The organism is Streptomyces sp. NPDC000878 (assembly GCF_053599695.1).
On record NZ_JBSFMT010000132.1, the window covers coordinates 1 to 13199 of the forward strand.

The following is a 13199-nucleotide window of genomic DNA, read 5'->3' on the forward strand; positions in this document are numbered from 1 at the left end:
TGCGGCTTCCCGGGGTAGGCGTCTCGCCGCCTTTCCCTGAGGGCGGCGCCGGGGGGGGGGGGGGGGGGGGGGGGGGGGGGCCCCCCCCCACTGGTCGGCCTGAACGGCCTTGTCCTCAAACGCCGGACGGGCTGGATGGTGCCGGCCGGGGGTTGATCTTTCAGCACCGGCCCGGGCATTCCAGCCCGTCCGGCGATTGAGGGCAAGCGCGTTCAACGCGAGCTTTTCCCACCCATCCCGCCGCACTCCACCACCGGCCCGCACCCCCCACCCAGCCCGTCCGGCGTTTGAGGACAAGCGCGTTCAGCGCGACAAAGGGGGGTCTGGGGGCGCAGCCCCCAGGGATGGGACGGGTAGGGGCGGCGGGGGCGAGGAAACCGTCTCCGCCTCCTGTCACAACCGATCTACAACCATCGCCCCCACCCCCGGCGGAGCCGACCCCCAGGTACCGTCGCGAACATGCGTGCACTCCGAATACTCCTCATCGTGGCCGTCGTCCTCGGCGGCCTCTTCGTGATCGCCGACCGTGTCGCCGTCGGCTTCGCGGAGGACGAGGTCGCGGATCGCCTCAGGACCAGCGAGGGACTGGCCGCCACCCCGGACGTGTCGATCAAGGGCTTCCCCTTCCTCACCCAGGTCGCGGGCGGTGAACTGGACGACGTCGAGGTCGGCATCAAGGACTACGAGGCCGCCACCGGAGTCTCCGGCCAGGACATCCGCATCGACGACCTCAACGCCCGTATGCGCGGCGTCGAGTTCACCGGCGACTACAGCTCCGCCACCGCGGCCACCGCCACCGGCAGCGCGACCATCACCTACGCCGAGCTGCTGAAGGCGGCCAAGGCGACGACCGGGTCGGAGCCCACCGAGGTGGTCCCCGGGGTGACCGCCACGGTCGTGGGCCTCTCGGACGGCGGCAACGGCAAGATCAAGGTGGAGGTCGAGGCGACGGTGGCCGGCACCAAGCTGCCGGAGCCGGTCTCCGTACTCAGCACGGTCACGGTCGAGGGCGACACGGTGAAGGTGAAGGCGGACTCCCTGCCCAACCTGGGCGTCGACCTCGCCGACAACAGGATGCGCACGGTGACGGACTTCGAACAGAAGATCGAGGGCCTGCCCGGCGGCATCAAGCTGGACTCGGTCCAGGCGGCGAAGACCGGTGTGGACATCGAGGTGAAGGGTTCGAACGTCAGCCTGGCAGGGTAGGACGCGTCAGGCCGGCCGCGTAACTCCAGCGAGGTGCGTCCAACTGGCGAGACGGCAGTGTCCGTACCGCAGATACGGCGACGGACGCACCCGCCATCACCCCGCAACCACCCGGCCCGCACCCCCGCAATCACCGCACCCTCCCCTCCCGTATCCCACATCGCGGACGATCGCGTCTCACCATGCGACACGTCGGTGACATCCCCGGCATTCCGTCCCTACGATCGACGCTATGCAGCGACAGGCGGACCTCACGAAGCGGCGGGCAGTAGACCTGTGCCGCGTCGCCGCCATGCTCTGTCGCCCTTTCTGAGCGGGAGCGCGCGGCATCAGCGCCGTACTCTGCCCCCGCGTCCCCAGTGCCCTTCACCAAAGGGCCCTCGTCGCGCGTCGCAGCAGGCCTGACCGCACACGACCGCGTACGAACACGTACGACGCGTACGTGCCCCTCGCTTACGCACCACCCCGCCGCAACTGCCCCGGAGGAGAAACAGCATGAGCCGCAGCGACGTTCTGGTCGACGCCGACTGGGTCGAGGCCAACCTCGACAACGCCGACATCGCCATCGTCGAGGTGGACGAGGACACGTCCGCCTACGAGAAGAACCACATCCGCAACGCCATCCGGATCGACTGGACCAAGGACCTCCAGGACCCGGTCCGCCGTGACTTCATCGACCAGGAGGGCTTCGAGAAGCTCCTCTCCGCGAAGGGCATCGGCAACGACACCCTGGTCGTCCTCTACGGCGGCAACAACAACTGGTTCGCCTCGTACGCCTACTGGTACTTCAAGCTGTACGGCCACGACAGCGTCAAGCTGCTCGACGGCGGTCGCAAGAAGTGGGAGCTGGACGCCCGCGAGCTGGTCGAGGACGTGCCGGAGCGCACGGCCACGGACTACAAGGCCAAGCCGCAGAACACCGCGATCCGCGCCTTCCGCGACGACGTGGTCGCCGCGATCGGCTCGCAGAACCTGGTCGACGTACGCTCGCCCGACGAGTTCAGCGGCAAGCTGCTCGCGCCTGCCCACCTCCCGCAGGAGCAGTCGCAGCGCCCGGGCCACGTCCCGTCCGCCCGCAACATCCCGTGGTCGAAGAACGCCAACGACGACGGCACCTTCAAGTCGGACGACGAGCTGAAGGAGCTGTACGCCGAGGAGCAGGTCGACCTCGCCAAGGACACCATCGCGTACTGCCGCATCGGTGAGCGTTCCGCGCTCACCTGGTTCGTCCTGCACGAGCTGCTCGGCGTGGAGAACGTCAAGAACTACGACGGCTCCTGGACCGAGTACGGCAGCCTGGTCGGCGTACCGATCGAGCTCGGCGCCAACAAGTAAGCGAACCCCGTACACCCGACCGGCCTTCCGGCCTTCCCGCCGTCCGGTCAGACCCCTCTTGGAGTAAGACATGTGTGGAGCGAAGGCCGGCGGCCCGGACGCCTCGACGATCAAGCCCGGTGAGACCACGATCCAGGGCCAGGTGACCCGCGACGGCGAGCCGGTGGTCGGATACGTCCGCCTGCTGGACTCGACCGGCGAGTTCACCGCCGAGGTCCCGACCTCGGCGACCGGACAGTTCCGCTTCTACGCGGCCGAGGGCACGTGGACCGTCCGGGCCCTCGTCCCCGGCGGCACGGCGGACCGCACGGTCGTCGCCCAGACGGGCGGCCTCGCCGAGGTCGCGATCGCCGTCTGACACCCGGTGTCCGAAGGGCCGTACCCCGTGGTTCCGGGGTGCGGCCCTTCGCCGTGTACGGGCGCTGTGTACGGGCCTACCCTGGACGCATGTACGCACGTCGTCGGCACGTGTACTTCGCCATGATGGGCACCTGCATCACGCTCTTCGTCCTGGCCTGGGCCGTCGTACGCCTGTGGTCGATGCCGGTGGCGGTCGGCATGTGCCTGGTGGCGATGGTCATCCCGCCGCTCGCCGCGATGACCGCCAACCGCCGCGGCCCGGACGACCGCTGGTGGGACGACCCGTCCGGCGACCCCAAGTCCGACGAGTGGTGGGACGAGCTGGACGGGAAGCGCCGACACCAGTAGGAAGGCGGGCATGTCGCCCACGAGGATCTCCACTGTGGTGCTCGACGCGCATGACGCGCACGAGCTGGCCGATTTCTATGTGCGTCTGCTCGGGTACGTCGTGCGGGCCGATGAACCCGACTGGGTGCTCATCGGCCCACCGCCCGGCGAGCAGGGTGTCTCGCTGGCCTTCGAGACCGAACGCGCGTACGTCCCGCCGGTCTGGCCCACCCGCAACGCCGGTGACCAGCAGATGATGCTCCACCTGGACATCGAGGTCGACGACCTGGCGGGGGAGACCGAGCGGGCCGTGGCCGAGGGCGCGCGTCTCCACGAGTACCAGCCCCAGGACGACGTACGAGTCCTGCTGGACCCGTCGGGCCACCCGTTCTGCCTGTGGGTGGGCTCAGCCGAGTGAGGTTTCGGGGCCTTCCAGGGGCTCCATGACCGCGTAGTCCGCGAAGACCCGGCGATAGCGCGTGTGCCGGGTCTCCTGCGTGTGCCTGCGCTGCCACTCCTCGACCTCCTCCGGTGCCGGCCGCATACCGGACTCGGCCCCGCAGTCCGCGTCCTCGCCCGAGACGCAGCGCGCGGCGTACTCGGGGTACGCGGTGGGGTCCTGCACGAGCGTGTACGCCACGTACCGGAAGACGCGCCGGGTCACGCGTCGTGCTCCGCCCGCTGATGCCTGCGCATCAGGACGTCGGCGTCGGTCACCGCGCTGGCGTCCGACTCCGCCCGCGCGTTCCGCCGCAGCCCGGCCAGTTCGGCGCACGTCTCGCAGCCGGGCACCGGCTGGGGCGGGCGGCCCAGGTCCGCGGAGCCCCAAGTGGACCGCCCGGCACGCTCGTTGGCCGCCCGTACACCGGCACTCAGCCGTTGCTCGGGCGTGGCCGCGGTGAGCGCCGCGGGGTCGGCCTGCCACTCACGGCCGCCGCCGACGGGGCGCAGCATCGCGTACGGGCCGTCGCTGGCCCGGTACTCGCCGACTCTGCGCGTGGCCGGGTCGTGGACCAGCGTGCCGGGCTCGAAGGACGTCGTCGGCTCGGTTGCCATGGATGCCGTTCCTTTCATCCAACTTCTATACGGAATGCGGTGTTTGTACTACTCTGCGTATTCGGGTGCAGAGTGAGCATGACCCGTCCGCGCCGCCAAAACGCCGCTGAGCGGCGGTTGTTCGGCGCCTGGAGGCGCAAGTTCCATAAATTCCACAGGAGGAGTGAGGAGTGCGATGCCGTCGAGAAGGGTGATCACCGGGCGGAGCCAGGAGCCCAGGCGACGGTTCGCGGAGGAGCTGCGCTTACTCCGGGCCGAGCGGGGGGAGAGCCTGCGGCAGCTCGCGGAGACACTGGGGTGGGACGCGTCGTTGTTCGGCAAGCTGGAGAGCGGGGCGACGCTGGGGAGCCCGGAGGTGGCTCAGGCGCTGGACCAGCATTACGGGACGGGTGGGCTCGTACTCACCTTGTGGGAGTTGGCGGTTGCCGACCCGACGCAGTTCAGGGAACGGTATCGGCGGTACATGGTGCTGGAGGCCGAGGCGGTCAGTCTCTGGCACTACGCTGCCGCCAACCTGCCCGGTGTTCTCCAAACCTCCGATTACGCACGTGAGTTGCTCGCGGCGGGCGGGCTCGACGGGGACGAGTTGGAGGTGCAGGTCGAGGCGCGCGTGGGCCGTCGCGCGGTGCTGTTGGCGGACGGTGCCCCACGGTTCCGTACGATCCTCTCCGAGTCCGTGTTGCGGACGCCGCTGCGGGATGCCGCCAAGTGGCGCCAGCAACTGGAGCACCTGCTGCTCATGGAACAGCGCAACAACGTCACCGTCCACGTAGTGCCGCTGAGCGCCGGACTCCACGGACTGACGAACACCAACACCATGTTCCTGCGGGGCGTCGACGGCCGCACCGTGGTGTGGGTCGAGACCGGATACTCGGGCGAACTGGTCCAGGAAACTACAGACGTCGAACGGCTCCAGCTCCGATACGATCTGGTACGCGATTTGGCCCTATCGCCGGACGAATCGCGGAAGTTGATCAGGCGGATGTTGGAGGAAGTCTCATGCGAGCCATCGACCTGAACAGCTTGACGTGGCGCACGAGCAGCTACAGCAACCAGGACGGCGGCGAGTGCGTCGAGGTCTCCGACGACCTCCTGAGCGCCGCCGACTGGCGCACGAGCAGCTACAGCAACCAGGACGGCGGGGCGTGCGTCGAAGTCGCCCCCAACCTCCCCGCCGTCGTCCCCGTTCGGGACAGTAAGGACCCCGGTCGAGGCGCCCTCGTGCTCGCGGCCGGCGCATGGTCGGCCTTCGTCGGGGCTGTCAGGGACAACTCGCTCTAGTAGACGAGGGCCTGCGTACCGTCCGTCATCGCCTCCTGGACGAACACCTGCGCCCCCGCGATCCGTACGCCCTCGATGACGTCCTTCTCTGTGATGTCCCGCCGGGCCGCGCACTGTGTGCACAGCGTGAGGCGGCCGGCCGCGAGGACCGAGTCGATCAGGTCGGGCAGCGGGGCCGCGTGGGGCAGCTCGAACTCGGCGGCCCGTCCCGGCAGCGCGAACCACGCCGACTCCCCGGTCAGCCACAGCGACACCTCGACCCCACTGGCCACGGCCACCGCCGCCACCGTGAACGCCTGCGAGCAGCGCTCGGGGGCATCGGCCCCCGCTGTCACCTTGATCACGAGTTTCTTCGCCATGGCCGCATGGTAGGCCGGACCGAGGCGGGGCGCCGACCTGGCCGAGAGAGGTGGTTCCGGGCCGCGTAAGCTTGGGCCCGGCTCTTGTGCACCCAACCGATCGTCCGAGGAGCACCCCGTGCTTGAGGCATTCTTCGAAGCTCTGCTGGTTCTGGTCGCCGTCGGCGTTCTCGCCTTCGCCGGCCTGACGGTCAAGAAGCTGTACCAGGGTCAGCGCTGATCATCGTCACCACGAATCGCAGGAACCGCCGCTCATGATCGAGATCCCGTCCGACCTCCACAAGGACCTGGTGCCCCTCGTCTTCCTGCTCGGGAAGTGGGCCGGCGCGGGTGTGCATGACTTCCCGGGCTCCGAGAAGTGCAACTTCGGGCAGGAGGTCACCTTCACGCACGACGGACGTGACTTCCTGGAGTACCACTCCCACTCGTGGGTGCTGGACGCCGACGGCAACAAGGTCAGGCCCCTGGAGTCCGAGTCCGGCTACTGGCGCATCGACGCCGACCGCAAGGTCGAGGTCGTCATGGTCCGCCAGGACGGTGTCGTCGAGGTCTGGTACGGCGAGCTGGCCGCCAAGAAGCCCCAGATCGACATCGTGACCGACGCCGTCGCACGGACGGCGGCCTCGGGGCCGTACAGCGGCGGCAAGCGGCTGTACGGGTACGTACACAGCGACCTCATGTGGGTCGGCGAGAAGCAGACCCCGGACGTCGAGCTGCGCCCGTACATGTCGGCGCAGCTGAAGAAGGTCGTCACCCCGGAGGACGTCGAGCGCTGGGCGAAGGCCCTGCCGGACGACATGCCGGACGACGGGATCGCTTTTTTCAAGTAGAAGGCCGGGCGAGGCACGCCTCGCCCGGTAGGCCTTATGTCACTTCGCCCGTGATGGCGAGGGCGAGCCGCCACATGCGGGTCGAGGGATTGCGCTCCGACAGGTGCTCCGTGCCCTCGTCCGCCAGCGTTCGGGCCCGTCGCACCGCGTCCTTCCAGAGGTGTCGACCGTCTCGGATGTAGTCACGGGCGAAGTCGACGGACTTGTCGGCGCGCGAGTCGACGTACTTGTCCAGCAGCGGCTTGAGCGCGGCGTAGCTCGGGACCCAGCCCGTGTGGTCGGTGTGGTGCAGCAGCAGCCACAGCTCGAAGCACGGGTTGGAGACGGCGAGTTCGATGCGTTTCGTCCTGGCGCACCGCACAGCCTGCTCCAGGTCCTGATACTCGTCGACGTCGACGACGCACCAGACCTGGTCGAATTCGTCCCCCGCGCCGCCCCAGCGCTCGGCCGCGTACTCGACCACCTGGAGCGGCGAGCCTGGCTTCTTGGCGATCTTGACCGACAGGTTCCCGCGTTTGAAGTGCGCCTTGAAACCGTTCAGGTAGTCGTATTCAGTGGTTTCGGCGCCGCAGACGACCATGAACTGGTCGGCGCTGTCCCTGACGTTCGTGCGGCGTGCCAGGTCAGTCTCGCGACTGGGCCGCTTGGACCTGGGCCTGCCGCTGGGTTTCGGCTTCCTGGCCAGTCCCCCCACCCCTCCTCAGCAGTGCCTCGGTGAAACTCTCGTCGATGAACGGGATGCCACCGTAGCTGCCGCCCAGGTAGCGGCGCTCTCGGTTCTCGTCCTTGCGCGGCTTGAAATCGGTGAGCGAGTACAGCGAGGTCTCGCCGAACTCACCCTTCTCCACGAACCAGACCTGGTCGCGTTTGAGGATGTCGTCGCCATCGCGACGGCCGAGCAGACTCGGGTCGTGTGTGGTGAAGAGCAGCTGAGCGCGGTGCGGGTTCGTCTCCGGGTTCTGGAAGAGCTTGATGAGACGGGCGGTGAGCAGGGAGTGGAGACTGGCGTCGATCTCGTCCACCACGAAGGTCCCACCTCTGCGCAGGACGGCGAGGAAACGCGGAGCCTGCTCCAGCAAGGCCTGTGTGCCTGCCGACTCGTCGTGCAGGTCCATCTGTACGACACCGTTGCGGCCGCGGTGCCCCACCCAGGGACGAACCCCTTCCCGGGGCCCCTCGTCCTCCAGTTCGCGCAGCAGCCGGGAGGGGATGCGCCTGCCTCCGTACTGCCGGCGCAGGTTCTCCTCGTCCAGGACAACTCGCTCCATGCCGCATCCCTCGATGCCCAGATCCGCGGCTCGCAGCAGGTCCATGATCTCCGGGTGTCGGTCGGCGTCCTCCAGCGCGCGCATCGCGGAGAGCCTGTACGGCATCCGCGCTTCGTTCGTCCGGCGGAACTGGAGCCGGCGCGCGAACCAGTCGTACACGGGGCGGAAGTCCCGCTGCCGTGAGCGTGCGGCGAGGGACAGGAAGAGGACATTGGGTTCGGTGATGCTCTCGACGAGCCCCAGTTCCCGGGTGTCCTGCGAGGCGCCCGGCTTGACGCTGTCGCCTTCGCGGGAGAAGAGTTCGCGTTTCTTGTTCATCGGGTAGCTGTCGAGCCACTCCTCGATTACCCGGTCGTCGTCGACGGCGAAGCCATAGGTGTAGCGCACTTCGTCCAGCAGAAGATCGGCGACGTACCAGGAGGGCTCACCCTTCGCATCGTCGTCGAGGAGGAACGGGTGGCGAAGGATGCCGCCGTCCGGTTCAGCGTCCCTGTGCGAGGACACCACCATGCGTGCCATGTACTCCAGGGCGTCCAGCAGGTTCGTCTTGCCCGACGCATTGGCGCCGAAGACGCCCGCGACCGGGACGGCTTCCCATCCGGTGCCCGGGGGACGGTCGTCGTCGTAGACCGGGTGGAGGTTGAGCTGTTGCTCCTGCCGGATGGAGCGGTGGTTCGCCACACGGAAACTGAGCAGCATGGGCACACACCTCCGGCTGTCTTGGTTCCTTGTTCCTTAGCGCGCACTATTCCAACTACCCGCCAGTAAATCTCGCAAACAGGCTCTTGGCAACGCGTAAGTCCACCAGTAAGACTCATTCGTGTGGGTAATTCACAGCCCGTTGTCGATTTTTTTGCCGACGGGCACGGGACGGGAAGCGTTCGGAGTCGTGCCCGCCGACCTCCTGACCACCGGCACGCTGCGGACGGCCCGTGACTCCATCCGTCGGTCTTAGACTTGTCCGCGTGGTGAGCACTGAAGGCCTGGACTGGAAGAGCGATCTGCGGCAGCGCGGTTACCGGCTGACCCCTCAGCGGCAGCTTGTGCTCGAAGCCGTGGACACCCTTGAGCACGCGAGCCCCGACGACATCCTCGTGGAAGTGCGGAGGACGGCGTCGGGGGTCAACATCTCCACGGTCTACCGGACCCTGGAGCTGCTGGAGGAGCTGGGGCTGGTCAGCCATGCCCACCTAGGGCACGGTGCGCCGACCTACCACCTCGCCGACCGGCACCACCACATCCACCTCGTCTGCCGCGACTGCGACAACGTGATCGAGACGGATGTCGCCGTGGCGGCCGACTTCACCGCCAAGCTGCGCGAGACCTTCGGGTTCGAGACCGACATGAAGCACTTCGCGATCTTCGGACGCTGCAAGGACTGCGCAGCGAAGACGGCTGCGGCTGCGGCTGCGGCTGCCAAGGGTTCAACTACCGAGTCGTAGGCTTGTGCGTATGAAGAGCCCTCTGCTGTCCCTGCCCGGCGCCGTCCCCGCCGAGGGTGTGGACGAAGGCGTCGCCGCCCACTACGGCGAACTGTTCCGCGAACAGCGTGCCCTCGCCGAGGGCACCGGATTCGTCGACCTCTCCCACCGCGGCGTGATCACCGTCACCGGTGACGACCGGCTGAGCTGGCTGCATCTGCTGCTCACCCAGCACGTCAGCGACCTGCCCGTGGGCGAGGCCACCGAGGCGCTGGTGCTGTCGGCGCACGGTCACATCGAGCACGCCCTGTATCTCGTCGACGACGGCACGACCACCTGGGCCCATGTGGAGCCGGACACCCAGGAGGCGCTGATCGCCTACCTGGAGTCGATGAAGTTCTTCTACCGGGTCGAAGTCGCCGACAGTACGGCCGAGTTCGCGGTGGTCCACCTCCCCGCGGGGGCGATCTCCGAGGTCCCGGCCGGTGTCGCCGTACGTGAGACGGCGTACGGACGTGACCTCTTCCTCCCGCGCGCCGACCTGGAGTCGTACGCGGCCAAGGCCGGACCGGCGGCGGGGCTGCTGGCGTACGAGGCGCTGCGGGTCGAACAGCACCGGCCGCGGCTCGGGTTCGAGACCGACCACCGGACCATCCCGCACGAGCTGGGCTGGATCGGCACGGCGGTGCATCTGCAGAAGGGCTGCTACCGGGGGCAGGAGACGGTTGCCCGGGTCCAGAACCTGGGCAAGCCGCCGCGCCGGCTCGTCTTCCTGCACCTGGACGGCAGTGAGGTCCACCTGCCCCCGGCCGGCACGGAACTCCGCCTCGCGGACGACGGGCCCGACGGCCGCAAGATCGGGTTCATCACGACATCCGTACGCCATCACGAGCTGGGACCGGTCGCGCTCGCGCTGGTGAAGCGGAACGTGGCGGTGGACGCGCGCCTGGTCGCCGACAACACGGCGGCGGCGCAGGAGGTAGTGGTCGAGCCTTGACTTGCTCCTCGGGCTGAAGCCCGAGGATTCTGGCCTTCTCGATCGTTGCTGTGCCGCTACGCGGCACGAGGTTCGGTCGGGAATCCGTGGCTTCCTGTTTCTTCGCGCTGTGCCAGAACGGGTTCTGGTCCTACCGGCGCTCCGCAGGCTGATACCGCCAGTCCGGCGGCCGTCTTCACGTTGATCGCGGCGTTGTGGTCCCGGTTGTGGACGGTGCCGCAGGCGGTACAGGTCCATTCCCGGACGTTGAGGGGTTTGGGTCCGTCTTTGACGCCGCAGGTGGAGCAGACCTGGGAGGTCGGCTCGAACCGGCCGATCTTCACCAGGGTGCGCCCGTACCGTTGCGCCTTGTATTCCAGCATGTTCACGAACGCCGTCCATCCGGCGTCGTGGACGGACTTGGCCAGCCTGGTGCGCGCCAGTCCCGTCACCGACAGGCTCTCGACGGCGATTCCTTGGTTCTCGGAGATCAGCCGGGTGGAGAGCTGGTGGTGGAACTCTTTGCGGGCGTCGGTGACCTTGGCGTGGGCGCGGGCGACCTTGAGGCGGGCCTTCTCGCGGTTCTTGGACCCTTTCTGTTTGCGGGACAGGTCCTTCTGAGCCTTCTTGAGTTTCTTCTCCGCGCGGCGCAGGAACCGGGGTGAGTCGATCTTCTCCCCGGTGGACAGGACGGCGAAGTGGGTGAGGCCGAGGTCGATGCCGATGCTCCGGTCGGACTCGGGCATGCGGGCGGCGTCGGTGGTGGGGTCGGTGTCGATGACGAACGAGGCGAAAAATCTGCCCGCGCTGTCCTGGATGACGGTGACCGAGGAGGGCGTGGAGGGCAGGGTGCGCGACCACTTCACCTTCACCGCCCCGATCTTCGGCAGATTCAGCCGTCCGCTGTCGGCGAGGTGCCAGCGGGCGTTGGCGGTGAAGCGGATGGACTGCCGGGTGTCCTTGCGGGACTTGAACCGGGGAGAGCCGAGCTTCGTACCCTTGCGGGTGCCTTTGAGCGAGGCGAAGAAGTTGCGGTAGGCGGTCTCGGCGTCACGCAGCGACTGCTGCAGGACGACCGCGGACACCTCGCCAAGCCAGGACCGCTCCACGGTCCGTTTCGCCTCGGTGATCAGACGGGTGGACAGCTCACCGGCTTTGGGGAAGGGCCTGCCCGCCTTCCGGGCGTCCTCACGGGCGCGCACCGCGTCGTTGTACACGACACGTGCACAACCGAACGCCCTCGCCAACGCAGCGCGCTGACCGGCATCCGGGTACAACCGAAAGGCGTACCGGAGCTGCATGCCGATCACACTAGACAGATCGAACAGACACCGTCACCGGGAACATACGAGCGAACCGTCACCGTCACCGCAGCACAGCCTGGCTCCGCCGGAACGACACCGCGACACTCCGCGTCGCAGGCATGAGATTCACTTCACCCCCGGGGTGAACCCCGGAGTACTGCGAATGAATCCCGGTAGCAGCCGTACGACTGCTGACTGCTCCTACATCTCGATCAGGACCGTGAACGGGCCGTCGTTCGTCAGGCTCACCCGCATCTGGGCGCCGAACCGGCCCGTCGCCACCGTCGCGCCCAGGGAACGGAGTTGGGCGACCACCTCGTCGACGAGGGGTTCGGCGATGTCGCCGGGGGCTGCCGCGTTCCAGGTCGGGCGGCGGCCCTTGCGGGCGTCGCCGTACAGGGTGAACTGGCTGATGACGAGCAGCGGGGCGTCGATGTCGGAGCAGGACTTCTCGTCCGCGAGCATGCGGACCGACCAGAGTTTGCGGGCCAGTTGGGCCGCCTTCTCCTTCGTGTCCTCGTGCGTGACCCCGACGAGGACGCACAGGCCCTCGCCCGTGATCTCTCCGGTCACTTCCCCGTCCACGACGACACTCGCGCCGTCCACCCTCTGCACCACTGCACGCATGCGCCCATCATGCCGTGCCGTCCCGACGGGTCGCGCAGGGCCCGTTGAGGGATTCTTTTTGATCCTTAAGCCCCTATCTGGGGCCGTTCGGGGGCACTCGGTCACATAGCGGCCACTTGGGGTGGCACGATGCTCCCATTCGCCTGTCGAGGGGACGGTAGAGGCACATGAGCACACCGAGTACCGGGCGGCCTCATACGGCCGCCGCTCCCGCTACTTCGATCGGTTCGTTGCTGGCCGCCGATCCGCCCGCGCACGATCTCACCGTGCTGCGGCTGACCGAGCTGCGCGCCCTGCGCCGGGACGCCCAGCGGGACGAGGCGGACCTCAGTTACGTACGGCGGCTGCTGCAGGGGCGCATCGACATCCTGCGCGCGGAACTGGCGCGGCGCGGGCCCACGTCCGTGGTCGCGGTGGGGGAGGGGTCGGTCGTCGAGCGGCTGTCGGAGATCCTGACGGACGCGCCGGCGCGGCAGCGGTCGTCGGCACGGCATGTGACGCTCGGGACGCCGCACAGCGAGGAGTACGGGCGGCTGGCGGCGGAGATGCTCGCCGAGGTCGAGCTGTCGGATCTGGACGCGCGTACGGATCCGGAGCTCACGGCGGCGATGGGGAGGCTGGTGGGGTACGAGCAGCAGGTGTCCCGGCGGCGGCAGGGGTTGCAGCGGACGGCGGACGACTGCAGCGGGGAGATCGCGCGGCGGTACCGGGAGGGCGAGGCGCAGGTGGAGGACCTGCTGATCTGAGGGCTTTTCCTCGGGGGCTCCGCCCCCGAACCCCCGTATCGCGCTAAGACGCGCTCGTCCTCAAACGCCGGACGGGCTGAGATACCCAGGCCGTCCGGCGTTT

General features: G+C 68.2%; 19 protein-coding genes. 12 read left to right on the forward strand and 7 right to left on the reverse strand.

The window, feature by feature from the left end; genetic code table 11:
- Positions 1-459 precede the first annotated feature (459 nt).
- The 6 genes from ACWDR4_RS48455 to ACWDR4_RS48480 all read left to right on the forward strand — a co-directional run bounded on the left by ACWDR4_RS48455 (position 460) and on the right by ACWDR4_RS48480 (position 3646).
- A complete protein-coding gene (locus ACWDR4_RS48455; protein WP_450418403.1) occupies positions 460-1206 on the forward strand; it encodes an LmeA family phospholipid-binding protein in 747 nt (248 codons plus the stop codon).
- A gap of 232 nt (positions 1207-1438) precedes the next feature.
- Complete coding sequence (locus ACWDR4_RS48460) at positions 1439-1519, forward strand: Ms5788A family Cys-rich leader peptide (RefSeq protein ID WP_351335063.1); 81 nt, start codon at positions 1439-1441, stop codon at positions 1517-1519.
- 182 nt (positions 1520-1701) lie between these two features.
- Positions 1702-2541 (forward strand): sulfurtransferase, encoded by an 840-nt coding sequence (locus ACWDR4_RS48465; RefSeq protein WP_450418405.1) that lies wholly within the window; start codon positions 1702-1704, stop codon positions 2539-2541.
- A 70-nt stretch (positions 2542-2611) separates the two neighbouring features.
- A complete protein-coding gene (locus ACWDR4_RS48470; protein WP_093780197.1) occupies positions 2612-2899 on the forward strand; it encodes a DUF1416 domain-containing protein in 288 nt (95 codons plus the stop codon).
- Positions 2900-2988: 89 nt separating this feature from the next.
- Positions 2989-3249 carry a DUF3099 domain-containing protein gene (locus tag ACWDR4_RS48475; protein WP_450418408.1) on the forward strand — a complete coding sequence of 87 codons (261 nt, stop codon included), beginning with the start codon at positions 2989-2991 and terminating at the stop codon, positions 3247-3249.
- Between the two features lie 10 nt (positions 3250-3259).
- Complete coding sequence (locus ACWDR4_RS48480) at positions 3260-3646, forward strand: VOC family protein (protein ID WP_450418410.1); 387 nt, start codon at positions 3260-3262, stop codon at positions 3644-3646.
- On the opposite strand, the gene ACWDR4_RS48485 is transcribed toward ACWDR4_RS48480, so the two are convergent.
- Together ACWDR4_RS48485 and ACWDR4_RS48490 are read right to left on the reverse strand one after the other, a co-directional pair.
- Positions 3635-3892: a DUF7848 domain-containing protein gene (locus tag ACWDR4_RS48485; RefSeq protein ID WP_450418412.1), complete on the reverse strand. Its 258-nt coding sequence runs from the start codon at positions 3890-3892 to the stop codon at positions 3635-3637. The two genes, ACWDR4_RS48480 and ACWDR4_RS48485, sit on opposite strands and share 12 nt — an antisense overlap.
- Complete coding sequence (locus tag ACWDR4_RS48490; RefSeq protein WP_450418414.1) at positions 3889-4284, reverse strand: hypothetical protein; 396 nt, start codon at positions 4282-4284, stop codon at positions 3889-3891. Before ACWDR4_RS48490 ends, ACWDR4_RS48485 begins: the two co-directional genes overlap by 4 nt.
- 175 nt (positions 4285-4459) lie before the next feature.
- Here ACWDR4_RS48490 and ACWDR4_RS48495 point away from each other — a divergent pair, with 175 nt between their 5' ends.
- Together ACWDR4_RS48495 and ACWDR4_RS48500 are read left to right on the forward strand one after the other, a co-directional pair.
- On the forward strand, positions 4460-5302 hold the full coding sequence (locus tag ACWDR4_RS48495; protein ID WP_450418416.1) for a helix-turn-helix domain-containing protein: 843 nt from the start codon (positions 4460-4462) through the stop codon (positions 5300-5302).
- The gene (locus ACWDR4_RS48500) at positions 5284-5565 is read left to right on the forward strand and encodes a DUF397 domain-containing protein (protein WP_450418418.1); all 282 of its coding nucleotides are present in this window, start codon (positions 5284-5286) and stop codon (positions 5563-5565) included. Before ACWDR4_RS48495 ends, ACWDR4_RS48500 begins: the two co-directional genes overlap by 19 nt.
- Here the strand turns inward: ACWDR4_RS48500 and ACWDR4_RS48505 are convergent.
- On the reverse strand, positions 5562-5924 hold the full coding sequence (locus ACWDR4_RS48505) for a DsrE family protein (RefSeq protein WP_334589777.1): 363 nt from the start codon (positions 5922-5924) through the stop codon (positions 5562-5564). The two genes, ACWDR4_RS48500 and ACWDR4_RS48505, sit on opposite strands and share 4 nt — an antisense overlap.
- A gap of 254 nt (positions 5925-6178) precedes the next feature.
- Here ACWDR4_RS48505 and ACWDR4_RS48510 point away from each other — a divergent pair, with 254 nt between their 5' ends.
- Complete coding sequence (locus ACWDR4_RS48510; protein ID WP_450418420.1) at positions 6179-6754, forward strand: FABP family protein; 576 nt, start codon at positions 6179-6181, stop codon at positions 6752-6754.
- A gap of 34 nt (positions 6755-6788) precedes the next feature.
- On the opposite strand, the gene ACWDR4_RS48515 is transcribed toward ACWDR4_RS48510, so the two are convergent.
- The gene (locus tag ACWDR4_RS48515) at positions 6789-7334 is read right to left on the reverse strand and encodes an RloB family protein (RefSeq protein WP_450418422.1); all 546 of its coding nucleotides are present in this window, start codon (positions 7332-7334) and stop codon (positions 6789-6791) included.
- 43 nt (positions 7335-7377) lie between these two features.
- Positions 7378-8721, reverse strand: coding sequence for an AAA family ATPase (locus tag ACWDR4_RS48520; protein WP_450418424.1), 1344 nt, complete (start codon positions 8719-8721; stop codon positions 7378-7380).
- 266 nt (positions 8722-8987) lie between these two features.
- On the opposite strand from ACWDR4_RS48520, the gene ACWDR4_RS48525 reads away from it, so the two are divergent.
- Positions 8988-9464 carry a Fur family transcriptional regulator gene (locus ACWDR4_RS48525; RefSeq protein ID WP_450418426.1) on the forward strand — a complete coding sequence of 159 codons (477 nt, stop codon included), beginning with the start codon at positions 8988-8990 and terminating at the stop codon, positions 9462-9464.
- A gap of 10 nt (positions 9465-9474) precedes the next feature.
- Positions 9475-10440 (forward strand): CAF17-like 4Fe-4S cluster assembly/insertion protein YgfZ, encoded by a 966-nt coding sequence (gene ygfZ / locus ACWDR4_RS48530; RefSeq protein WP_450418428.1) that lies wholly within the window; start codon positions 9475-9477, stop codon positions 10438-10440.
- A 56-nt stretch (positions 10441-10496) separates the two neighbouring features.
- On the opposite strand, the gene ACWDR4_RS48535 is transcribed toward ygfZ, so the two are convergent.
- Together ACWDR4_RS48535 and dtd are read right to left on the reverse strand one after the other, a co-directional pair.
- Complete coding sequence (locus tag ACWDR4_RS48535; protein WP_450418430.1) at positions 10497-11720, reverse strand: RNA-guided endonuclease InsQ/TnpB family protein; 1224 nt, start codon at positions 11718-11720, stop codon at positions 10497-10499.
- A gap of 204 nt (positions 11721-11924) precedes the next feature.
- Positions 11925-12350, reverse strand: coding sequence for a D-aminoacyl-tRNA deacylase (gene dtd, locus ACWDR4_RS48540; protein ID WP_450418432.1), 426 nt, complete (start codon positions 12348-12350; stop codon positions 11925-11927).
- Between the two features lie 167 nt (positions 12351-12517).
- Here dtd and ACWDR4_RS48545 point away from each other — a divergent pair, with 167 nt between their 5' ends.
- Entirely contained in the window at positions 12518-13096 is a 579-nt protein-coding gene (locus tag ACWDR4_RS48545; protein ID WP_450418434.1) for an RsiG family protein, read from the forward strand.
- Positions 13097-13199 lie beyond the last annotated feature (103 nt).

Coding starts and splice junctions, on each gene's coding strand:
- ACWDR4_RS48510 (WP_450418420.1), top strand. CDS start 6,179: ATGATCGAGATCCCGTCCGACCTCCACAAGGACCTGGTGCCCCTCGTC.
- ACWDR4_RS48520 (WP_450418424.1), bottom strand. CDS start 8,721: ATGCTGCTCAGTTTCCGTGTGGCGAACCACCGCTCCATCCGGCAGGAG.
- ACWDR4_RS48490 (WP_450418414.1), bottom strand. CDS start 4,284: ATGGCAACCGAGCCGACGACGTCCTTCGAGCCCGGCACGCTGGTCCAC.
- ACWDR4_RS48535 (WP_450418430.1), bottom strand. CDS start 11,720: ATGCAGCTCCGGTACGCCTTTCGGTTGTACCCGGATGCCGGTCAGCGC.
- ACWDR4_RS48480 (WP_450418410.1), top strand. CDS start 3,260: ATGTCGCCCACGAGGATCTCCACTGTGGTGCTCGACGCGCATGACGCG.
- ACWDR4_RS48460 (WP_351335063.1), top strand. CDS start 1,439: ATGCAGCGACAGGCGGACCTCACGAAGCGGCGGGCAGTAGACCTGTGC.
- ACWDR4_RS48500 (WP_450418418.1), top strand. CDS start 5,284: ATGCGAGCCATCGACCTGAACAGCTTGACGTGGCGCACGAGCAGCTAC.
- ACWDR4_RS48545 (WP_450418434.1), top strand. CDS start 12,518: ATGAGCACACCGAGTACCGGGCGGCCTCATACGGCCGCCGCTCCCGCT.
- ACWDR4_RS48470 (WP_093780197.1), top strand. CDS start 2,612: ATGTGTGGAGCGAAGGCCGGCGGCCCGGACGCCTCGACGATCAAGCCC.
- ACWDR4_RS48515 (WP_450418422.1), bottom strand. CDS start 7,334: ATGGTCGTCTGCGGCGCCGAAACCACTGAATACGACTACCTGAACGGT.
- ACWDR4_RS48455 (WP_450418403.1), top strand. CDS start 460: ATGCGTGCACTCCGAATACTCCTCATCGTGGCCGTCGTCCTCGGCGGC.
- ACWDR4_RS48495 (WP_450418416.1), top strand. CDS start 4,460: ATGCCGTCGAGAAGGGTGATCACCGGGCGGAGCCAGGAGCCCAGGCGA.
- ygfZ (WP_450418428.1), top strand. CDS start 9,475: ATGAAGAGCCCTCTGCTGTCCCTGCCCGGCGCCGTCCCCGCCGAGGGT.
- dtd (WP_450418432.1), bottom strand. CDS start 12,350: ATGCGTGCAGTGGTGCAGAGGGTGGACGGCGCGAGTGTCGTCGTGGAC.
- ACWDR4_RS48505 (WP_334589777.1), bottom strand. CDS start 5,924: ATGGCGAAGAAACTCGTGATCAAGGTGACAGCGGGGGCCGATGCCCCC.
- ACWDR4_RS48465 (WP_450418405.1), top strand. CDS start 1,702: ATGAGCCGCAGCGACGTTCTGGTCGACGCCGACTGGGTCGAGGCCAAC.
- ACWDR4_RS48475 (WP_450418408.1), top strand. CDS start 2,989: ATGTACGCACGTCGTCGGCACGTGTACTTCGCCATGATGGGCACCTGC.